The organism is Arthrobacter rhamnosi (assembly GCF_054510975.1).
Genome location: NZ_JBTNDN010000003.1, coordinates 292,045 through 310,166, shown reverse-complemented (window position 1 = coordinate 310,166; position 18,122 = coordinate 292,045). Strand labels below are relative to the sequence as shown.

General features: G+C 68.0%; 13 protein-coding genes. 9 read left to right on the top strand and 4 right to left on the bottom strand.

What is annotated here, in order from left to right; translation table 11 throughout:
- Nucleotide 1 precedes the first annotated feature (1 nt).
- The 9 genes from ACX80J_RS09875 to ACX80J_RS09835 all read left to right on the top strand — a co-directional run bounded on the left by ACX80J_RS09875 (nucleotide 2) and on the right by ACX80J_RS09835 (nucleotide 12,715).
- Complete coding sequence (locus tag ACX80J_RS09875; protein WP_459347636.1) at nucleotides 2–1,177, top strand: glutathionylspermidine synthase family protein; 1,176 nt, start codon at nucleotides 2–4, stop codon at nucleotides 1,175–1,177.
- A gap of 6 nt (nucleotides 1,178–1,183) precedes the next feature.
- Nucleotides 1,184–2,665: an APC family permease gene (locus ACX80J_RS09870; protein WP_459347635.1), complete on the top strand. Its 1,482-nt coding sequence runs from the start codon at nucleotides 1,184–1,186 to the stop codon at nucleotides 2,663–2,665.
- An 853-nt stretch (nucleotides 2,666–3,518) separates the two neighbouring features.
- Nucleotides 3,519–4,658 (top strand): hypothetical protein, encoded by a 1,140-nt coding sequence (locus tag ACX80J_RS09865; protein WP_459347634.1) that lies wholly within the window; start codon nucleotides 3,519–3,521, stop codon nucleotides 4,656–4,658.
- 204 nt (nucleotides 4,659–4,862) lie between these two features.
- On the top strand, nucleotides 4,863–8,213 hold the full coding sequence (locus ACX80J_RS09860) for a S8 family serine peptidase (protein ID WP_459347633.1): 3,351 nt from the start codon (nucleotides 4,863–4,865) through the stop codon (nucleotides 8,211–8,213).
- Nucleotides 8,214–8,353: 140 nt separating this feature from the next.
- The gene (locus ACX80J_RS09855) at nucleotides 8,354–8,959 is read left to right on the top strand and encodes a helix-turn-helix domain-containing protein (RefSeq protein WP_459347632.1); all 606 of its coding nucleotides are present in this window, start codon (nucleotides 8,354–8,356) and stop codon (nucleotides 8,957–8,959) included.
- A gap of 7 nt (nucleotides 8,960–8,966) precedes the next feature.
- The gene (locus tag ACX80J_RS09850; RefSeq protein WP_459347734.1) at nucleotides 8,967–9,695 is read left to right on the top strand and encodes a B3/B4 domain-containing protein; all 729 of its coding nucleotides are present in this window, start codon (nucleotides 8,967–8,969) and stop codon (nucleotides 9,693–9,695) included.
- Complete coding sequence (locus ACX80J_RS09845; protein ID WP_459347631.1) at nucleotides 9,682–10,581, top strand: EamA family transporter; 900 nt, start codon at nucleotides 9,682–9,684, stop codon at nucleotides 10,579–10,581. The genes ACX80J_RS09850 and ACX80J_RS09845 overlap by 14 nt, the downstream gene beginning before the upstream one ends.
- A 27-nt stretch (nucleotides 10,582–10,608) precedes the next feature.
- Nucleotides 10,609–11,505: a dihydrodipicolinate synthase family protein gene (locus ACX80J_RS09840; protein ID WP_459347630.1), complete on the top strand. Its 897-nt coding sequence runs from the start codon at nucleotides 10,609–10,611 to the stop codon at nucleotides 11,503–11,505.
- Between the two features lie 25 nt (nucleotides 11,506–11,530).
- Nucleotides 11,531–12,715 carry an MFS transporter gene (locus tag ACX80J_RS09835; protein ID WP_459347629.1) on the top strand — a complete coding sequence of 395 codons (1,185 nt, stop codon included), beginning with the start codon at nucleotides 11,531–11,533 and terminating at the stop codon, nucleotides 12,713–12,715.
- Between the two features lie 31 nt (nucleotides 12,716–12,746).
- Here the strand turns inward: ACX80J_RS09835 and ACX80J_RS09830 are convergent, their stop codons facing one another.
- From ACX80J_RS09830 to ACX80J_RS09815, 4 genes are all read right to left on the bottom strand, one after another.
- The gene (locus ACX80J_RS09830; protein ID WP_459347628.1) at nucleotides 12,747–12,998 is read right to left on the bottom strand and encodes a hypothetical protein; all 252 of its coding nucleotides are present in this window, start codon (nucleotides 12,996–12,998) and stop codon (nucleotides 12,747–12,749) included.
- A complete protein-coding gene (locus tag ACX80J_RS09825) occupies nucleotides 12,995–13,681 on the bottom strand; it encodes a hypothetical protein (RefSeq protein ID WP_459347627.1) in 687 nt (228 codons plus the stop codon). Before ACX80J_RS09825 ends, ACX80J_RS09830 begins: the two co-directional genes overlap by 4 nt.
- Nucleotides 13,682–13,800: 119 nt before the next feature.
- Nucleotides 13,801–16,497: a LuxR C-terminal-related transcriptional regulator gene (locus ACX80J_RS09820; RefSeq protein ID WP_459347626.1), complete on the bottom strand. Its 2,697-nt coding sequence runs from the start codon at nucleotides 16,495–16,497 to the stop codon at nucleotides 13,801–13,803.
- Nucleotides 16,498–16,623: 126 nt separating this feature from the next.
- On the bottom strand, nucleotides 16,624–18,102 hold the full coding sequence (locus tag ACX80J_RS09815) for an MFS transporter (RefSeq protein ID WP_459347625.1): 1,479 nt from the start codon (nucleotides 18,100–18,102) through the stop codon (nucleotides 16,624–16,626).
- Nucleotides 18,103–18,122 lie beyond the last annotated feature (20 nt).

The following is an 18,122-nucleotide window of genomic DNA, read 5'->3' as shown; positions in this document are numbered from 1 at the left end:
CGTGAAGCGCTTGCTGTCTACCCCGCGCCCGGACTGGAAGGAAAAGATCGCCAGCCAGGGCCTGCTCTACTCGACGACGATCATGCCCGACGGCTCGGAGATCGACTACTGGCACGAGGGCGCCTACTACCAGTTCGACCTCGCAGAGGTCGAGATGCTGGAGAAGGTCACCGAGGAGCTGCACGGCATGTGCATCGAAGCGGCCCGCTACCTTGCCACCGGCGCCATGGGCAACATCGGCATCAGCGCCGAAGCGATGCGGCTTGCTGCCGGTTCTCTGGCCCGCAGTGAGCCTGCCGTCTACGGCCGCTTCGACTTCTCCTACGACGGCGTGAACCCGCCGAAGATGCTCGAGTACAACGCCGACACCCCGACCGGTCTCATCGAGGCGTCCATCGCCCAGTGGTTCTGGCTGCAGGACGTCAAGCCCGAGAACGACCAGTGGAACGGCATCCACGAAGCCCTCGTCGCCGCATGGGACAAGCAGCGCTTTGGAATCGAGGGCCCGAGGCTGCATGTTGCGCACATCGAGACCGAAGAGTCAGGCGAGGACTGGATGACGGCCGCCTACATGCGCGACGTCGCCTCGCAGGCCGGTTGGGAGACCGTCGGTATCAACATGAGCGACATCGGTTGGGACGCCCGTCAGCACCGCTTCGTGGACCTCGACAACAAAGCGATCAGCACCATCTTCAAGCTCTACCCGTGGGAGATGATGATGAAGGAGGAGTTCGGTCAGAAGATCCTTGACTGGCCCGTGATGACCCGCTGGGTCGAGCCGGCCTGGAAGATGTTCCTGTCCAACAAGGCCCTCCTGGCCGCCCTCTGGCACCTCTACCCGGACCATCCCAACCTGTTGCCGTCCTACCTCGACGGACCGAACGGTATGGAGGAGTGGGTTGCCAAGCCCCTGCATGGCCGCGAGGGCGACAACATCCGCATCCACGCCAAGGGCGTCGAGATCGAGCAGCCCGGCGACTACGGAGCCGAAGGCTGGTGCTACCAGGCGTGGAGCCCGCTGCCCGACTTCGACGGCAACCGGCCGGTCCTCGGTGCATGGGTGGTTGACGGCGAGTCCGTCGGCGTCGGCATCCGGGAATCCGACGGCTACGTCACCGACTACTTCTGCCGGTTCGTGCCCAACATCATCGACGCGCCCGCGCCGAGCAACGGTTAGGCGACCATGACCATCTCACCCACGGGATCCGCGGTGCAGGGCAAGGGACTGTCCGCCGGGGACCTCGGCCTCGTCGGCAGTGTCTCCGTCGGCCTGTCCTCCACGGCGCCTGTCTACTCGCTGGCCGCGACGCTCGGCTTCATCGTCCTGGCCGTCGGCGTACAGGCCCCTGCGGCGCTCATCGTCGCCTTCGTGCCCATGCTGCTGATCGCCTACGCCTACCGCGAGCTCAACAGGGACACCCCTGACTGCGGGACGACATTCACCTGGGCGTCACGCGCGTTCGGGAAGTTCGCCGGCTGGATGGGCGGCTGGGCCATGGCCCTTTCCGGCATCGTGGTGCTGGCCAACCTGGCTCAGGTCGCCGGGCAGTACCTCTGGCGCCTGGTAGATCCTGAGATGGGCGACAACGTGCCGCTCGTAACCGCGACTGGCGGGGCCTTCATCGCCTCCTTGACGTGGACGAACTACCGCGGGGTGGACATCTCCGAGAAGATGCAGCGCACCCTGATCGCCCTCCAATACGCCGCTCTGGCGCTCTTCACCGGGTTCGCTGTGTACCGCATCTCCGCAGGGGAGGCCTTCGACTTCACCGCAGTGAGCCTCGCCTGGTTCAACCCGTTCGCCGTCGAGTCCTTGTCCGCCTTCACCTACGCCATCCTGCTGGCCCTGTTCATCTACTGGGGCTGGGACACCTGTCTGGCGCTGAATGAGGAGACATCCAACCCGCGGAAGACACCCGGGCGGGCTGCGCTCATCTCATCGGTCATTCTGCTCGCCACCTACGTCGGTGTCAGCGTCGTCGTCATGATGTTCGCCGGCACCGGAAGTGAGGGGCTCGGGCTCGGCAACGAGGACAATGCCGCTGACGTGTTCTACTCCGTCAGCGAGGCCGTCATGGGTGACTGGGCGTGGGTCGCCGTGCTCGCCGTCCTGATCTCCGCGGCCTCATCCACGCAGACGACGATCCTCCCGACGGCGCGCGGAACCCTGTCCATGGCAGCCCACCGGGCATTGCCGGAGCGATTCGCGACCGTCCACGCGAAGTACCTGACGCCCACGTTCTCCACCGTCCTGATGGGAGTGGTGGCGTCGGCCTACTACGTCGTCATGACACTGGTCAGCGAGGACTTTCTGGCCGACTCGATCGCGTCCCTGGGCCTGTTCATCGCCTTCTACTACGGGCTGACCGGCTTCGCCTGCGCCTGGTACTTCCGCCGCACCCTGCGCTCGAGCACCCGCAACCTGATGTTCCGAGGCGTACTGCCGCTGCTCGGAGCGCTGATGATGACGGCCGCGTTCATCCTCTCTGCTGTCGACATGCTCGATCCTGAGTACGGGAGCACTGTGTTCGCCGGTGTCGGCGGCACATTCGTCATCGGTGTCGGGGCGATGCTGCTCGGCGTCGCACTCATGGTCCTCTGGTACGCCAAGGCTGGACGCCGAAAGGCAGCCGACGAAGCCATTGCCGAGTACACCGCCGCCTAGCCAACATCATCGTCGCGACCGCCGGTTTGCCCTAACCGCCAAGGGCAGGAATAACCGGCCGCTTCGCTTCTCGCCCGGAGCCGCGGACCAGTGCACCGAAGTCCCACCAGTGCTGTTCGGGGAGCTTCCCGTCCCGCGCAACGGTCTGAGGCGGGCCCCCGAGGTTGACGGAGCGACGGGGCGGACGTGGACCGCAACGGCTGCGACACGCGCAATGATGTACTCAAAGAGACCTGACGGAGGTTGCTCTCACGAACGCCACACGAGGAGGCTCCCGCAGCGCCCGGTGACGAGGTCTCCTATGCCAGCTGCGTCGAGGTGACGGCCGCCGCACCGATGCACGCCGGGAACCCCGACTTCAAGGACTCACCCGACCCCGACGGGGGCGGCGTAGGATGCACGTCATGACGACGGGGGAGAAGTCAGGCAGGTTAAGGTGATCGAGGTCCTCGGGCTGGTCGCGCGCGTTGCTTTCGAAATTCTGCTCGAGGTGATGTGGTTCTGGGAGCCTCCCAGACGCAGAAGGTACGACGCTTACGTCCGGTCACTGCCCCCGGGTGAGCAGCCCCTGGCCCGCAAGCAGTGGAAGGCTGCTGACCGCGCGGGCAGCCCCGGACCAGGAAACAGCGGAACATGAGCCGTCTGTCGGACCTGCTCCACGATGCGAATACTGACAATCCGTCAGCCCGCCGGCTCCAGGCAAGCGAGACCGTCCTGCGCACCATCCGGGTCTTGCTCGACGAGTAGGGGCGACGCCACTGTGCGTGACCGCGGCCACGGGCAGTGCCCCGGCCCCTACGCGCACAGCCAGCCGGACTGCTGTTACTCTGGCGCCACCGGACCAAGGAGCACAGTGCCACCGACCATCGACCCGCAGGACCTGACACCGAAGCAGATCGAGCTGATCAACGAAGGCCGGAAGCTCGAGGGCATCGATCTCACCATGTTCGGCTACTTCGGAGGTCCCGAACTCCAGGGTGCGTGCATCGGCCGGATGCAGCTCGACGAGGACGGCCAGCTCCCGGCGTCCAACTACGACTCGCCCGAGGATCGGCTGGAAGCCCTGGTGATCGCGCAGCTCCTGCGCGGCGCCCTGCGCCAGGCGATTCCGATCGTGCTCGACGGGCTCTTCGACGACGTCTTCGCGATGCGTACGATCGAGGCTGCCGGCGGGGATCTGCAGGAGTACATCTCCTCGGCCGGAGCGAAGGTGGTCGATATGCTGCCGCCGGCATACCGGCACCACTACACCGCGGCATTCCTGCAGCGCTTCGCCGTCGTCGCGGCCGAGGTCGCTTCCGAGTTCGAACTGGGCTGGCACAGTGCCCGCACCTTTGCGCACGAGCTCGCCGTGTACTGCATCGCTAAGAAAGGTGTCCGGAACGCCGACACCGAGTACGGCGCGAACCTCGGAGCGGTCAACCTGGACCGGGCGACGGTCGGCCTTCTCGAGGACCGCACGGTGCTCGAACAGGCATACCACCCTGTACCGGATGGCGAGGAGCCCGAAGCGCCGGCCTGGTTCGTGCCCTACGATCCGGCGTCCCGCGTCAACGCCTACCTCTATCCGCAGGGCATGCCCACCACCGAACAGGTCGACCTGCTCGAGCACCAGGTCACGAGCGAGGTGCCGGAGAAGTACCCCGGCACTGCACGCCAGCGGGCGCTTCGTACCGGCGACCTGGTCGACATCAGCCCGTACGCCTCCCGCCAGTACTTCCTGTGCCCCGTCGCCGTCGAGAAGGAGGTTCTGGAAGTCCTCGGGTTCACGGACCTGCCGGACGAGGCCGAGTGGGAGGACCTGCTGCTGCACATCGCCTGGCACGGCGCCGCCGAGCACCCGACCTGGAAGAGCTACGACTACATCGCTCCGGGTTTCGATGGCGAGCACGCGTACGTCGCCCTGGTCGCCGGCACCGACGAGATGCACAGCCCGGTCCTGACGATCCAGTACCTCGGTGAGGTCGGCGACGAGACGGACTCCGAGGAGTGACCGCGCGCTAGCGCTGGTGTCCCTGGCAGCCCCACTCGGAGCGGCCCGGTCACCGATACGCAAGCTCCTGCCGCTGACCTGCGGAAACACTGCGGATTCATGCCGGTAGGACGGTGTCGTCTCCCGGATAGGCTTCGGCGGGGGACAGCATTCGGACTTCCCTGCCGCTGCCCACCATCGGTGGGATGACCACCGAGGACGCGCATGTTCACCCGCCCCCGCCGTATCACCCGAGGAGCGGCAGCGGCCACCATTGCCGCCCTGCTCGCCGGTCCGCTTCTGGCAATTCCGGCGTCCGCAACGGAAGCACCACCGGAGCCGATCGCCAACCCGGAAGTCCGTGGCACCGCGGTGCAGCAGCCGGTCGACCGCTTCATCGTGAAGTTCAAGGACCAGGCGCAGGCGAGCTCCAAGTCCCGCGGCAACGCCTACGGGGTGAAGGTCAAGGAGCTCGGCATCGCCGTCAGGGAGCTCAAGGTCATGGGCACCGGGGCGACCGTCGTGGAGACGAGCCGCGAACTCGAAACCGGTGAGGCCGAAGCGTTCGTCGCGTCCCTCGAAGCCAACAACTCCGTCGAGTACGCCGAACCGGACCAGATCCTGCAGGTCACCTCGCTCTCGCCGGTTGACCCGCTCTACAGCTACCAGTGGCCAATATTCGATCCTCTGGCCGGCATTGACGCCGAGGGCGCGTGGGGTGCCACGACCGGTAGAGGCATCACTGTCGCCGTCATCGACACCGGCATCACTCCACACGTCGACCTGAACGCTAATGTGCTGCCCGGCTATGACATGATCTCCGATCCGGCCAAGAGTCGCGACGGCAACGGGCGCGACCCCGATGCCACCGACGAGGGCGACTACGGCGAATCGGGGGAGTGCGGTACAGCCTCCTCCTCGTGGCATGGCACCCACGTTGCCGGCACCATCGCCGCGGCAGCTAACGACCAGGGTGTCGTCGGCATCGCACCAGGGGCGAAGATCCTCCCCGTAAGGGCTCTCGCCGAATGCGGTGGCTGGATGTCCGACATCGTGGACGGGGTTACCTGGGCTTCCGGAGGAGCCGTGCCAGGAGCGCCGGCAAATCCGAATCCAGCCAGGGTCATCAACCTCAGCCTCGCTGGCAGTGGACCATGTACCACCAGCTGGCAGAGCGCCATCAACGGGGCTGTCGGCCGCGGGTCGGTCGTTGTCGCGGCCGCTGGCAACGACAGTCAGGACGCCCTTCTCACCAGCCCGGCCAACTGCGAGCATGTCATCGCGGTCGCTGCATCGGGCCCGGATGGCGGCAAGGCCCCCTACTCGAACTACGGGGACATCGTCGACGTCGTTGCCCCCGGCGGCAACATGGACGTCGACACTCTCGGCGGCATCCTGTCCACCTTCAACATGGGCTCCAGCGGTCCGGTCGAGGACTACAGCGACCAGGCCTACGCTTTCTACCAGGGCACTTCGATGGCAGCGCCGCACGTCGCTGCTACCGCCGCCCTCATGCTCGCACTCAACGGCACCCTGAGCCCGGCGAGCGTTGAGAACATCCTCAAGGGCACGACCAGGCCGCTGCAGATCGAGTGCGAGTGGGGCTGTGGCACGGGCCTGATCAACGCGCGAGCAGCTGTTCAATCTGCAGATGTGGGCGAACTACCGCCCCCGGCTGAGCCCGGCACCGTCATCGACCCCGGACCCGTCGTCATCACGGGCACTCCGGCAGTCGGTGGGACTCTCACCGTAGAGATCGGCGCCTGGGAGCCCGCTCCGGTGGAGGTAAGCGTTCAGTGGTACCGTGACGCCGACCTCATTCCCGGAGCGACCGGCACCACCTACAATCCCACCGCAGCCGACGCCAGCCGGTCGCTGCACGTCGTCGCCACCGGTACCAAGCCCGGCTACTCTGACGCCACCAGAAAATCGGCATCCACCGGATTGGTTCAGCTCGGCAGGCTTATTTCTCTGTCGCCGCGCGTCAGTTCGACCGGCGCATACGTCGTCGGCACCACCCTGACGATCAACGCCGGCACCTGGCAGCCGGCGCCGGTCGCGATCCGCTACCAGTGGTACCGCGGCGCCGAGCAGATCCCGAACGGCACCAACGCCAGCTACACCCTGTCCACCGCGGACATCGGCAAGTCCGTCTGGGCAAACGTCACCGGAGAGAAGGCCGGCTACCTGCCGGTCACCCACGATACGGTTCACTCGGTCCCCGTCCAGACCGGCGGCCTCACGGCCGGCATCCCGACTATCACCGGGAACACCAGCGTCGGTCAGACCGTGACTGCGACCACCGGGGACTGGTCGCCTGTGCCGGAGTCATTCCTTTACGAGTGGCTCGCCGATGGCCAGTCCATCCCCGACAGCGGTAGCGGCAAGACGTACACGCTCCAGCCCGGAGACGTCGACAAGCACGTCAGCGTCAGGGTCACGGGCCTCAGGAGCGGTGCCATCCCCGCCTCGGCAACCTCAGCTGCAACCGCGCCGGTCAGTCGAGGAGCCCTGACAGGGACGGCGCCCGCCATCAAGGGAACACCCACCTTCGGTCAAACCCTCACGGTTGATGCAGGGATCTGGACCACAGGCACGGCGTTTGAGTACAGGTGGTTCCGCGACGACGGTCTCCTGGCCGACAAGACCGGATCGACCTATGCGATCACCCTCGAGGACCTCGGGCACAGGGTCTCCGTTCAGGCAATCGGGACCAAGCTCGGCTATGACGTACTGACGAAGGTTTCCGCTCCGACGGCGGCTGTCACCGCCGCATCTCTCACGGCCCCCGTGCCCACGGTCGCCGGAATAGCCAAGGTAGGCTCAACGCTCACGGCCACCACGGCAGCATGGACCGCCGGAACCACTCTGAAGTACCAGTGGTACCGCACCGGCGTCCCCATCACCGGGGCAACCGGCGCTACTCTCGCGCTGACCGCTGCCGACCTCGGCCAGACGATTACCGTCGGCGTCACCGGCTCGAAGACGGGCTACACCAGCATCACGCAATCCTCGGCACGCACGGCCGCGGTCGCCGCCGGCACTCTGTCAGCCACAAAGCCCACCGTCACCGGCACGACCAAGGTCGGATATACCCTCACGGCGAACACGGGCACCTGGACCTCGGGGGCGACCTTCACGTACCAGTGGTTCCGCACCGGCGTCCCCATCACCGGAGCCACCGGAAAGACGTACGCGCTCACCGCGGCCGACCTCGGCAAGAACATCAGCGTCGGGGTGACCGGCTCCAAGGCCGGCTACACCAACGCGACCGTGTACTCGGTGCGGACGGCGGCCGTTGTAGCCGGCACCCTGACCGCCCCGAAGCCGACCGTCTCGGGCACGACCCGGATCACTTACACGCTGACGGCCAACACGGGCACCTGGACCGCCGGGACGACGCTGCGGTACCAGTGGTACCGCACCGGGGTTGCGATCACGGGTGCTACCGCGAAGACCTACAAGCTCACGAGCGCGGACCTCGGCAAGACCATGAGCGTCGGCGTGACCGGCTCCAAGGCCGGCTACGCCAACGCGACGGTGTACTCGGTACGGACCGCGGCTGTCACCCGGTAGGAACATCGAGCATGAAGGCGGGTCCGGGCTCCCGGGCCCGCCTTCTTCGTCCGCTCGGCTCGCCGGTTCCAAATACAGGCCGACCCGTCTGGTGACTTGAAGCATTGAATACTGCACTCCTAGTGCAGTATGATGCACTTATGGAGGAAAGCACATCGGCCCTGGCCACGGCGATCGGTGATCGGGTGAAGGAGCAGCGGCAGTCGAGGCGCTGGACGCTCGACCAGCTGGCGGAAGCGGCGGGGGTGAGCCGGCGGATGGTCGTCAATGTCGAGCAGGGAGCGGTGAACCCGAGCGTGGGTACGCTGCTGAGAATCGGGGACGCGCTGGGCGTCGGGCTGCCGGCATTGGTCGAGTCACCGCGACCCAGGCCCGTGGCGGTCACCCGGACGGGTGAGGGTGCGGTTCTCTGGAGGTCGGAGGCCGGTGGCCGGGGTGTACTGGTGGCCGGAACGGAAGTACCGGATGTGGCGGAGCTCTGGGACTGGACGCTGGGTCCAGGGGATCGGCACGGAAGCGAGGCCCACTCGGAGGGCACGAAGGAACTGCTGCAGGTCTGGCAGGGGTCTGTCACCGTGGAGGTGGGGGACGAGTCGTTCGTCCTCGAGGAAGGCGACGCCGTGTCGTTCCCCGGCGACGTCGCCCATGCCTACGCCAACGGAGGCCTGGAACCGGCAAGGTTCTCCCTGGCGGTCTTCGAGCCCGGAGCAGGGTCAGGACACGGAGTGGAGGTAACCGGTGCGTGAGACAGGGATGCTCCAGGAGTTCCTGGACAGTGCTCGGGTGGACTCTTCAGTGTTCTCACTCCGGCCCGACTACCGCGCCGTCCTCCTGGCGGTGGACGGGCTGCTGCCGGGTCCCAGCGACGAGTCCAGTGACCTGCTGCTCCAGGCAGCGGAAACCTCGGCGCGGAAAGCGCTGGAGGAACTGCCGGTGGAAAACCTGCCTCAGGTAGCTGCCTGGCGTGAGGCCTACAAGTCGTTCGGGGCGAAGCCGCAGCGCACGCGCAACAGCCTGGAGTCGCTGCTGCGCCGCGCAGGGTCCGGGCTGCCCCGGGTGAACCGACTGACCGACATCTACAACGCGGTGTCGGTCCTGCACCAGGTTCCACTGGGCGGCGAGGACCTGGCCGGCTACACCGGTCCGCCCGGACTCATCCGTGCCACGGGCGTCGAGCCCTTCGACACCGTCGCCGGGGGCGATGAGGTGGTCGAGCACCCGGACCCGGGAGAGGTCATTTGGTGTGATGAGGCGGGCGTGACCTGCCGTCGCTGGAACTGGCGTCAAGGCCGCCGTACCCAGCTCACCGACGGCACAACCACGGCTCTGTTCATCCTCGACGCCCTGGCGCCCCTGACCGATGATGCCCTCACCGCAGCTGCCGACGACCTGACCGGCCACCTGATGGATCTCGGACCCGACGTCACCGTCGTCGGCCGCTTCATCGCCGAGGACGGGGAGCGCCGGCATGAGCGGTCCTAGGGCGGGTGCCGGGGTGCCGCCGTGGGGGCTCGCCGTAGCAGCGATCCTTTCCGTGCAGCTGGGATCGGCCCTCTCCGTGGACCTCATCCGGGAGGTAGGTGCCGGAGGTACCGCATGGCTTCGGCTGAGCATGGGCGCCGTGATCTTCCTGATCATCGCCAGACCACCCCTGTCGCGCGTGCGGCGGAGCGATGTCCCGGTGCTGCTGGGACTGGGGATCACCACCGGGCTCGTGACAGTCGGGTTCCTCGCGGCGATCGAACACATCCCGCTCGGCACGGCGGTCGCCATCGAATTCCTCGGCCCGCTGACCGTCGCCGCCCTGCAGAGCCGTTCCCTGCGTGCGTTGATCTGGCCCGGTCTCGCCCTGTGCGGCGTTCTCCTCCTCACCGAGCCCTGGCACGGCGCGGTCAACCTGACCGGCATCCTGTTCGCCGGACTGGCCGCCGTCGGGTGGGGCATCTACATCACGCTCACCCAGCGCATCGGCGACCGGTTCACCGGCATCTCCGCGCTGTCCCTGACGATTCCGGTCGCGGCCGTCACCGCCGCGGTCATCGGTATCCCGCAAGCGGTGGGGCACCTCAGCCCCGGTATCCTCGCCGCGGCAGCCGGTTTGGCCATCCTCCTGCCCGTGCTGCCCTTCGCCCTCGAGATGCTGGCGCTGCGCCGGATGACAGCGACCGCTTTCGGGACCCTCATGGCACTGGAACCTGCCATGGGCCTGGTGCTCGGGATGATCGTGCTCCACCAGCAACCCTCTGCCATCCAGTTCCTCGGGATCCTCCTCGTCGTCCTCGCTGGCGCCGCAGCACAACGCGGAGGCCGACGGCGAAGTCCCGCCGAGCACTTGCCCGGCGGGTCGACGCTGGACCCCATTCCCTGACGCCTCACCCATCATCGGAGCCGCTCCATGTTCACCGGCCTCAGCGCCTTCCCCCTCACCCCACTCGTCGACGACGAGGTCGACGAGACAGCCTTCGTGCGCCTGGTCGAACGTCTCGCGACAGCCGGCGTCGATTCCATCACGGCGCTCGGATCCACAGGCTCCTACGCGTACCTCACTACCGAGGAGAGAAGCCGCGTCGCCCAGCTGGCTGTGGAACACGCCGCCGGCACCCCTGTGGTCATCGGCATCGGAGCAGTACGGACCTCGCAGGTCCTCGCCAACGCGGCCAATGCGGAGAAGGCCGGGGCAACGGGCCTGCTCCTGGCGCCGATGACGTATCAGCCCCTCACCGAGGACGACGTCGTCGCGCTGTTCCGGACCGTCACAGGGCACTCCTCACTGCCCGTCATCGTGTACGACAACCCGGGCACCACCCACTTCACCTTCACCCCCGAGCTGTACGGGCGCATCGCCGAACTGCCCGGAATAGCCTCCATCAAGATCCCCGGCGTACCCGCCGAACCGGCGGAAGCTCGAACCCGGGTCGGGGAGATCCGGGCCGTCATCCCCGACCACGTGACCATCGGTGTCTCCGGCGACGCCCGCGCGGCCGCCGGACTGGCCGCCGGTTGCGATGCCTGGTACTCGGTCATCGGAGGGACCCTGCCGGTCCTCGCCCTGGGGATCACCCGGGCGGCCCGGGAAGGGCGGTTCTCCGATGCCATCGCCGAGTCGGAACGGCTCGCCCCGTTGTGGAACCTGTTCTCCGAGTTCGGTGGGAGCATCCGCGTCGTGGCCGCCATCGCCGAACACCTGGGGCTGGTGACCACATCCAGCCTGCCGCTGCCCCTTCAGGGCCTGCCCGAGGCCCAACGTCATCGTGTCGCCGCGGTGATCGATGAACTCGGCCTCGACCGGTAACCCTGGCGCCCGGGTGCCGGTGCGGATGAATCGTCGTCGCGGGGCGCTGGGCCGCTACGTCTTCGCTGCGACACTGGTCCGGAGTGCCGACGGCGGTGCCGTCGTCGCCATCGTCCTCCTCGCTCATGCCTCCGGGCTACCCGGGTGGCTGGCGGGAGTGCTGGGAGCATCCATCACCGCCCCCCACCTCCTCGGGCCCTTCATCGCCCGCCGGCTGGACACCGCCCGCGACGGACGCCGGGTCATCGCGTTCTCCGCCGTCCTCCACGGGCTGCTCCTTGCCGGCGCGGCACTGCTCATCCCCGTCACCTGGGCGCTCTGGCCGGCCGTTCTCCTGTTCGTCTCCGGGGTCTTCGGGCCGATGCTCACCGGCGGGATCAGCAGCCGCCTGCCTTCCATCGCCGGACCGGGGAAGCGCGACCAGCGCAGGGCACAGAGCTGGGACGTGGCGAGTTACGGGATCAGCGGCACCCTCGGTCCCGCGGCGGTGGCCTGGATCGCTGCTACATCCGATGCGCTGACGGCACCCTTGGTCCTCGCTGGAGCGGCGGTCCTCGGTGCCGGAGCGGTCCTCGTGCTTCCCCGCCAGGAACCACCCGATTCGGCGGTAGCGGTGCCGTCGCCGGGCCGGACACTCCGGCAGATGGGGAGAGACGGTCCTCTGCGGCGCACGCTGGGCCTCACCGTCACGGTCGCTTTTTCGGTTGCCGCGTTACCGATCTACGCGGTCGCCATCGCTCCCGCCCTGGGCGGCGCTTCGACGGCCGGACTCCTGGTCGCCGCGTACGGGGTGGGTAATCTCCTCGGGTCAGCAGGACTGATGGTCCGGCCGCTACGCGGCGACGCGGACCGGCTTATGAGCTCCCTGGCCGTCCTCGTGGCAGCAGCCTTGATCCTGGTGATTCTCGCCCCCTTTCTCGAGGCCTCCCTGGCGGCGTTCTGCCTGGCCGGAGTGGCCAACGCGCTGTTCTTCGCGGCAACATTGGCCGCCCGCAGCGAGTACGCACCCATCCGGTCCCGCGGCCAGATCTTCATCTGGGTGGGTGCCCTCAAGATCGCCGCCGGGTCAGCGGGAACCGCCATCGCCGGTGCAACGACATCCCCCGCAGCCTGGGCGCCACTCGTCCTCGCGGTAGCACTCACCGCACTGGCGACGACCGCCAGCGTCATCGACAGACGCCGGCTGCCGTTCCGTCGTGAGCAGGGGTAGTACCTGTCCGCCTGCTGATCGGGGCCCCCGGTCATGGTGCGTCCTCGTCGGCAGGTGGTGCGGACAGGGTGCCGTCGACGTCGTCGTGCAGGATGGCGATCGAGAGCAGGACCACTCCCAGATCGCCTACCCGTCGAAGCACCCCGTGGAGGGCGGCCTGATCGACGACGGCCCCGGTGAGCACGGTGGAGCATCCCGCACCCTGCGTGAGCGTGAAGCCCTCGAACCAGGAACCCCATCCCGCATCGAGCTGCGCTGCCAGGCGGATCTCGTAGCGGTTCATCGCACCAGGTGGCCGATGCCTTCGTCGTCCGCTCCCGCGCGCGACACCGATCCGTTCCGCTGCTCGGACCAGAGGGAGTAGCCGAGCCAGATCAGGGCGAGGCCCATGGGGACGGCAGCCATGCGCTCGAGCGCGTGGGGCAGGAACGCGCCGGCGATCGGCGTGGCCGCCGCGGCGGCGATCAGCAGGATGCCCGCTCCCCGCGACAGTACCCGGGCGCGGATGACGGCGATACCGAAGAGCAGCGCGCCACCCACGTACAGCAAGGCTCCGACGTTGGGGAGTGCGGCCAGCGGGCCCAGATCGGTCACGGCCTCGTACCGACCGAACAGCCCGACGATATCCACGGAGACCTGGGGCGCGTCGGCAACGAACAGGGGCGCGATGAACGCTTCGACGAAGGTGAACGAGGACTGCAGGATGAAGAAGAAGCCGAACATCAGGTACCCGATGAGCCCGAGCACCCCGAAGCGCCGTACCTGCCGCAGATAGATGGCTGTGATTCCGACGACGGCGAGCACCGCTTCCGCGAAACTCAGGATGTGGACGACCGCCCAGCGTTGCGTGGACAGCGAAGCGACCACGTCGGAGGGGTGGATGAATTGGATGACGATGTAGGCGAGTCCCGCCAGGACGGCGGCGATCGCGCCTCCGCGGGTAAGGGTGGACGGCGTGATGCTCATGGTGCGCTCCTCGTGTTCCGTGGCCGGGCGATCCGGCCACACCCGAAAGCTACGCAGCGATGTGGTGACGCGGCATCACCACATCCATGGATCTTGGGGTGATACCGCTGCAGGCGTCGCTAGATCAGGTCCAGCGATTCGGCCCGGCGGACGGCGGAGGCCCGGCTGCTGACCTCGAGTTTTCGATAGATGTGTTTCGTGTGGGTCCGCATCGTGTTGAGCGAGACGTAGAGTTCCCGGGCGATCTCCGGACCCGACAGCCCTGTGGCGAGGAGCCTCAGCACGTGGAGTTCACGGTCGCTCAGCGCCTCGGCGGGGTGCTCCGGGGCCAGGGCAGGGTCCGTATCGCGGAGTGCCTGGCTGAGCCGACGGACGTACCCGGGGCTGATGCCGGCGCCGGCCGCGGCGCGCAGGAGGGCCAGCATCGGTGCGCCCTCGTCGACGAAGAGCCGGAAGCCGCCCTCGGGTTCGGCCTGGACGAGGGCGCGTTCGAGGGGTCCGAGTGCGAGCGCCGTCTCGCCCTGCGCGTGGAAGGCGAGAGCCTGCAGCACGAGGATCTCGCTCAGGGTACCCATGCGCCCACCGCGTTCCGCCGAAGCCGCCAGCCTGCCGAGCAGGTCCTGCGCGTCGTCGAGTGACCTGCCCGGGGGAGTGACGGGGTGCTCCGCGATCAGCAGCCGGGCGAGGGTTACGTAGCCGAACTCGCGAAGATAGTCCGGCGCATCCGTGGACGCCAGCCCCTGCTCGTCCACCCAGGCCCGTGCCTCGGGAAGGCGCCCCAGTGTGATGAGGACGCGGGCGCGGAGCCCGCCGATGGGGCGGACATCGGGGAAGAACCCACGGCGGTAATGCTCTTCCGCGCGCGCCAGCGACTCGAGAGCGGGATCCGGTTCACCGTCGGCTTCCTGCACTCTCGCCATCGCCACGAACCACCGGTAGCGATGCTCGTGCGAGAGGGCGGTGTCGCCCAGGTCCGTGCTGGCCGCCAGGTGACTCCTCGCGGTCGCGAGGTCGTTGCGCTCGCGGTACATCTCGCTGATGCCCGCGTGGAGGTCCGCTGTCGGCTGACCGCCGTTGCAGTGCTCGATGGACTGCTGCAGCGCGGTCTCGTAGAGCGTCCGGGCCTCCCGCAGCCGGCCGAGCGGCAGCAGCATGTCGGCGATGACCATGGTGGTGCTCAGGGCGTCGGTCAGGTTGCCGGCAGCCTGGAGGCTCCTCGCGGAGTTCCCGAAGGCGGTGACGCCGGCCTCGAGGTCGCCGTCGGCCCACAGGACGATGCCCACCATACCGGCCGCGGCGCCCCGCCCCAGGTGGTCCTCGGGTTCCGCTGCGTCCAGCGCGCGCCGGGCATGGAGGGACATCCCGGCCTGGTCTCCCCGCGCCAGAGCGAGGGAGGCACGGTAGAGCGCGATCGTGACGGGCAGGGCCCGGAGTTCCTCGCCGGGCTCCGAATCGTGCCGAGGTGCTGTGCCGTCGCCGTCGTTCGCGAGGAGACGTTCTGCCTCGGTCAGTCGGCGATCGGCGGACGCGAGGTCACCGGCGACGAGCGAGGACCATGCGGAGAACACCCGGAGAACGGGCCTGCGCTTCTGCGCGTTCTCCGGGATCCTCACCAGCCAGCCGAGGAGGGTGGCATCCTGCCGGCTCCTGCGGACGCCGGGGATGGTTGTCTCGATGACCCGCGCGGCCCGCGGGAAGTCGGCGGCCTCGAACGCATGCCGGATTGCCTCGTCGGGCGACCCGTTGGACTCGTACCACTCACTGGCCAGGGTGTGGAGCTCCGCACTGTGTCCCGGGCCGCGCGCGAGCAGCCGCGAGCGCAGCACGTCGGCGAACAGGTGGTGGTATCGGTACCACTGCCGACTGTCGTCCAGGGGAACGATGAACAGGTTGGCGCGCTCGAGCGACTCCAGCATCTGGAGGCTGTCGGTCCGTCCGGTCACCGCGTCGCACAGCGGACCGCTGAGCCGGTCGAGGATGGCGGTCTGGAGGAGGAACTCGCGCACGGGGAGCGGCGCGTGCCGGAGAACCTCTTCGGTGAGGTAATCGATCACGAAGCGGTTGCTGCCGGTGAAGGCGTCGATGAAGCCGGGGACGTCGGTGCTGTCGCGCAGGGACAGTGCCGCGAGTTGAAGCCCTGCGATCCAGCCCTCCGTGCGCGTCGCGAGCGCTGTGACGTTCTCGTGCGTGAGGGGGAGTCCCATCACCCCGGTGAGGAACGCGGTCGCCTCATCGGGGGTGAAGCGCAGGTCGGCGGCGCGCACCTCGGTCAGGTCGCCGCCGGCCCGTCGCCGTGCCAGGGGCAGGAGCGGATCGGAACGGCTCGCGATGGCGACGTGCGTGGTAGGCGGCAGATGGTCGAGCAGGAAGACGACGGCCTCGCGGACGGACGGGTTCTCGATGACCTGGAAGTCATCCAGGAAGAGGATCATCGGCCTCCCGCAACGGGACAGGTTATTGATGAGCGCGGTGAGGGCCGCTTCGGCCGACGACCGCACGTCGTGCTCCTCCGGGCCGACGTCGGGGTCGGCGTCATGGAGTGCCGCAGTCAGGTAGGTAAGGAAACGGACGGGATCGTTGTCACCGTCGTCGAGTGACAACCACGCGACGCGCATCCCCGGCTGCTGCCGACGCAGCTGTGCGATCCACTCGGCGAAGAGGGCCGTCTTGCCGAACCCGGCGGGCGCAGAGACGAGGGTGAGACGTCGTCCTGCCTGGAGTGCGGCGGTCAGCCGGCCGGCAAGGCGGGGCCGGGAGATCGCCTGCGGGCGCGGGGACGGCACGAAGAGCTTCGTCGCCAGGACCTCCATCACCATGGGCTCATCCTAGGATGCGGGGACTGCGCGCCGGGATCGGCCGCGCAGGCCGCCGGTCGAGGGCCGCCGGCACGACGACGACCTACCGGAGGTGCGATGCGAGCGGCCGTTCCTCGCCACGCAGGGTCACGGAAGGGGAGCCGCTGCGGCCGCCCGCGCGTACGACGCCGAGATTCGGCGGTAGACCGGAGTCCCGAAGGCCACCAGTGCCGCGGCGATGATGATGATCCCCGCGGCCAGGAAGACCAGAGCGATGCCCCGGGAGGTGCCTTCACCGAGCAGCGGGGCCAGGTGGGCGCTGCCTGCCGTCGACCGGGCGTACGGGATGATCCAGAACTGGGCGATCGGCGCGATCAGGAACGCCGTGACCGGCGCTGCCGCGGATTCGAACGCCATGGCGAAGCCGAACACGCGCCCCTGCCGGTGCAGGGGAACGACCTGCTGGATGACCGTCTGTTCGGCGGCCTCGACGAACGGCACCAGGACCAGGTAGAGCCAGATGCCGAGGACGTACAGCCATGCCCATTCCCGAACCGTGAACAGCGCACCCACAATGCCTATCAGGACGGCGGCGATGAGCATGGTGCGCAGTGGGTTGGACCCGAGGCCGAATTTGCCGATCAGGGTGCCGCCCACGATGAACCCGGTGGCGCCGAGTGCGAAGTAGGTTCCCCACAGCTCGACGGAGAACATTTCCAGGCCGTAGGGATCCATCAACGCCATGTAGACGCCGCCCACGAAGTTGTTGAAGGTGGAGAACACGATCAATGCGAACAGTCCCGGAATCACCAGGATCGCCGCCACGGAGCCGCGGAGGTCGAAGCCGCCATGCGCGTCCGTCGCAGCCGCGCGCACCTCCTCGGGCATGCGCAGCGTGAGCAGGTGCGCGAACGCCAGCGCCGTCAGCACGAGGGCGACGACGATCGTCCAGCCCATCCCGACCAGCCCGACCGACAGCCCGGAGAGCACCGAGGTGATGACGAACATCAGTCCCTGCACCATGCCCACCAGCCCGTTGGCGTTGGCCCGCCGATCCGGCTCGATGAGGATGGTGACCGTGGTGGACAGGGCGATGTTCCGCAGGTTCTCCACGACCCCGCCGATCAGGATGATCAGGGTGAAGACCCAGAACCATGGCTGCCCCAGATCCATCAGCTCGACGGCGGGTGTCAGCAGGAACAGGACCCCGGACAGCGCGAACATCGCCAGCGTGAAGCCGGCGGCGAAGCGCATCACGGCCAGCTTGCGGTAGCGGTCCACGAAGGTGCCGAAGCTGATGCTGGACAGGGCGATCAGCAGCATGTAGGCCCCACCGATCACCCCGGTGGCGATCACGTTGCGCGTCTGCAGGTATGCCCAGAACGTCAGGGCGAACCACAGGTAACTGGTCGTGATGTTCGCGAGGCCGGTGTTCACCAGGATGCCCAGGAAGGCGCGGGACCGCTCCGCCGGACTCCGCAGGGACGTGTCGATGGCGCCATCGTCGTCCGGGTGCCGCACGGCATCGCCCGCGTCCTGCAGGAAGGGGACGGGCAGATCCTCGGGGAGGCCCGCGCCGCCTGGAACCGCAGCGGCCCTGGGCAGGGCCGGATCCTGCCCGGTCATGCGCCCCAGTGTACTGACAA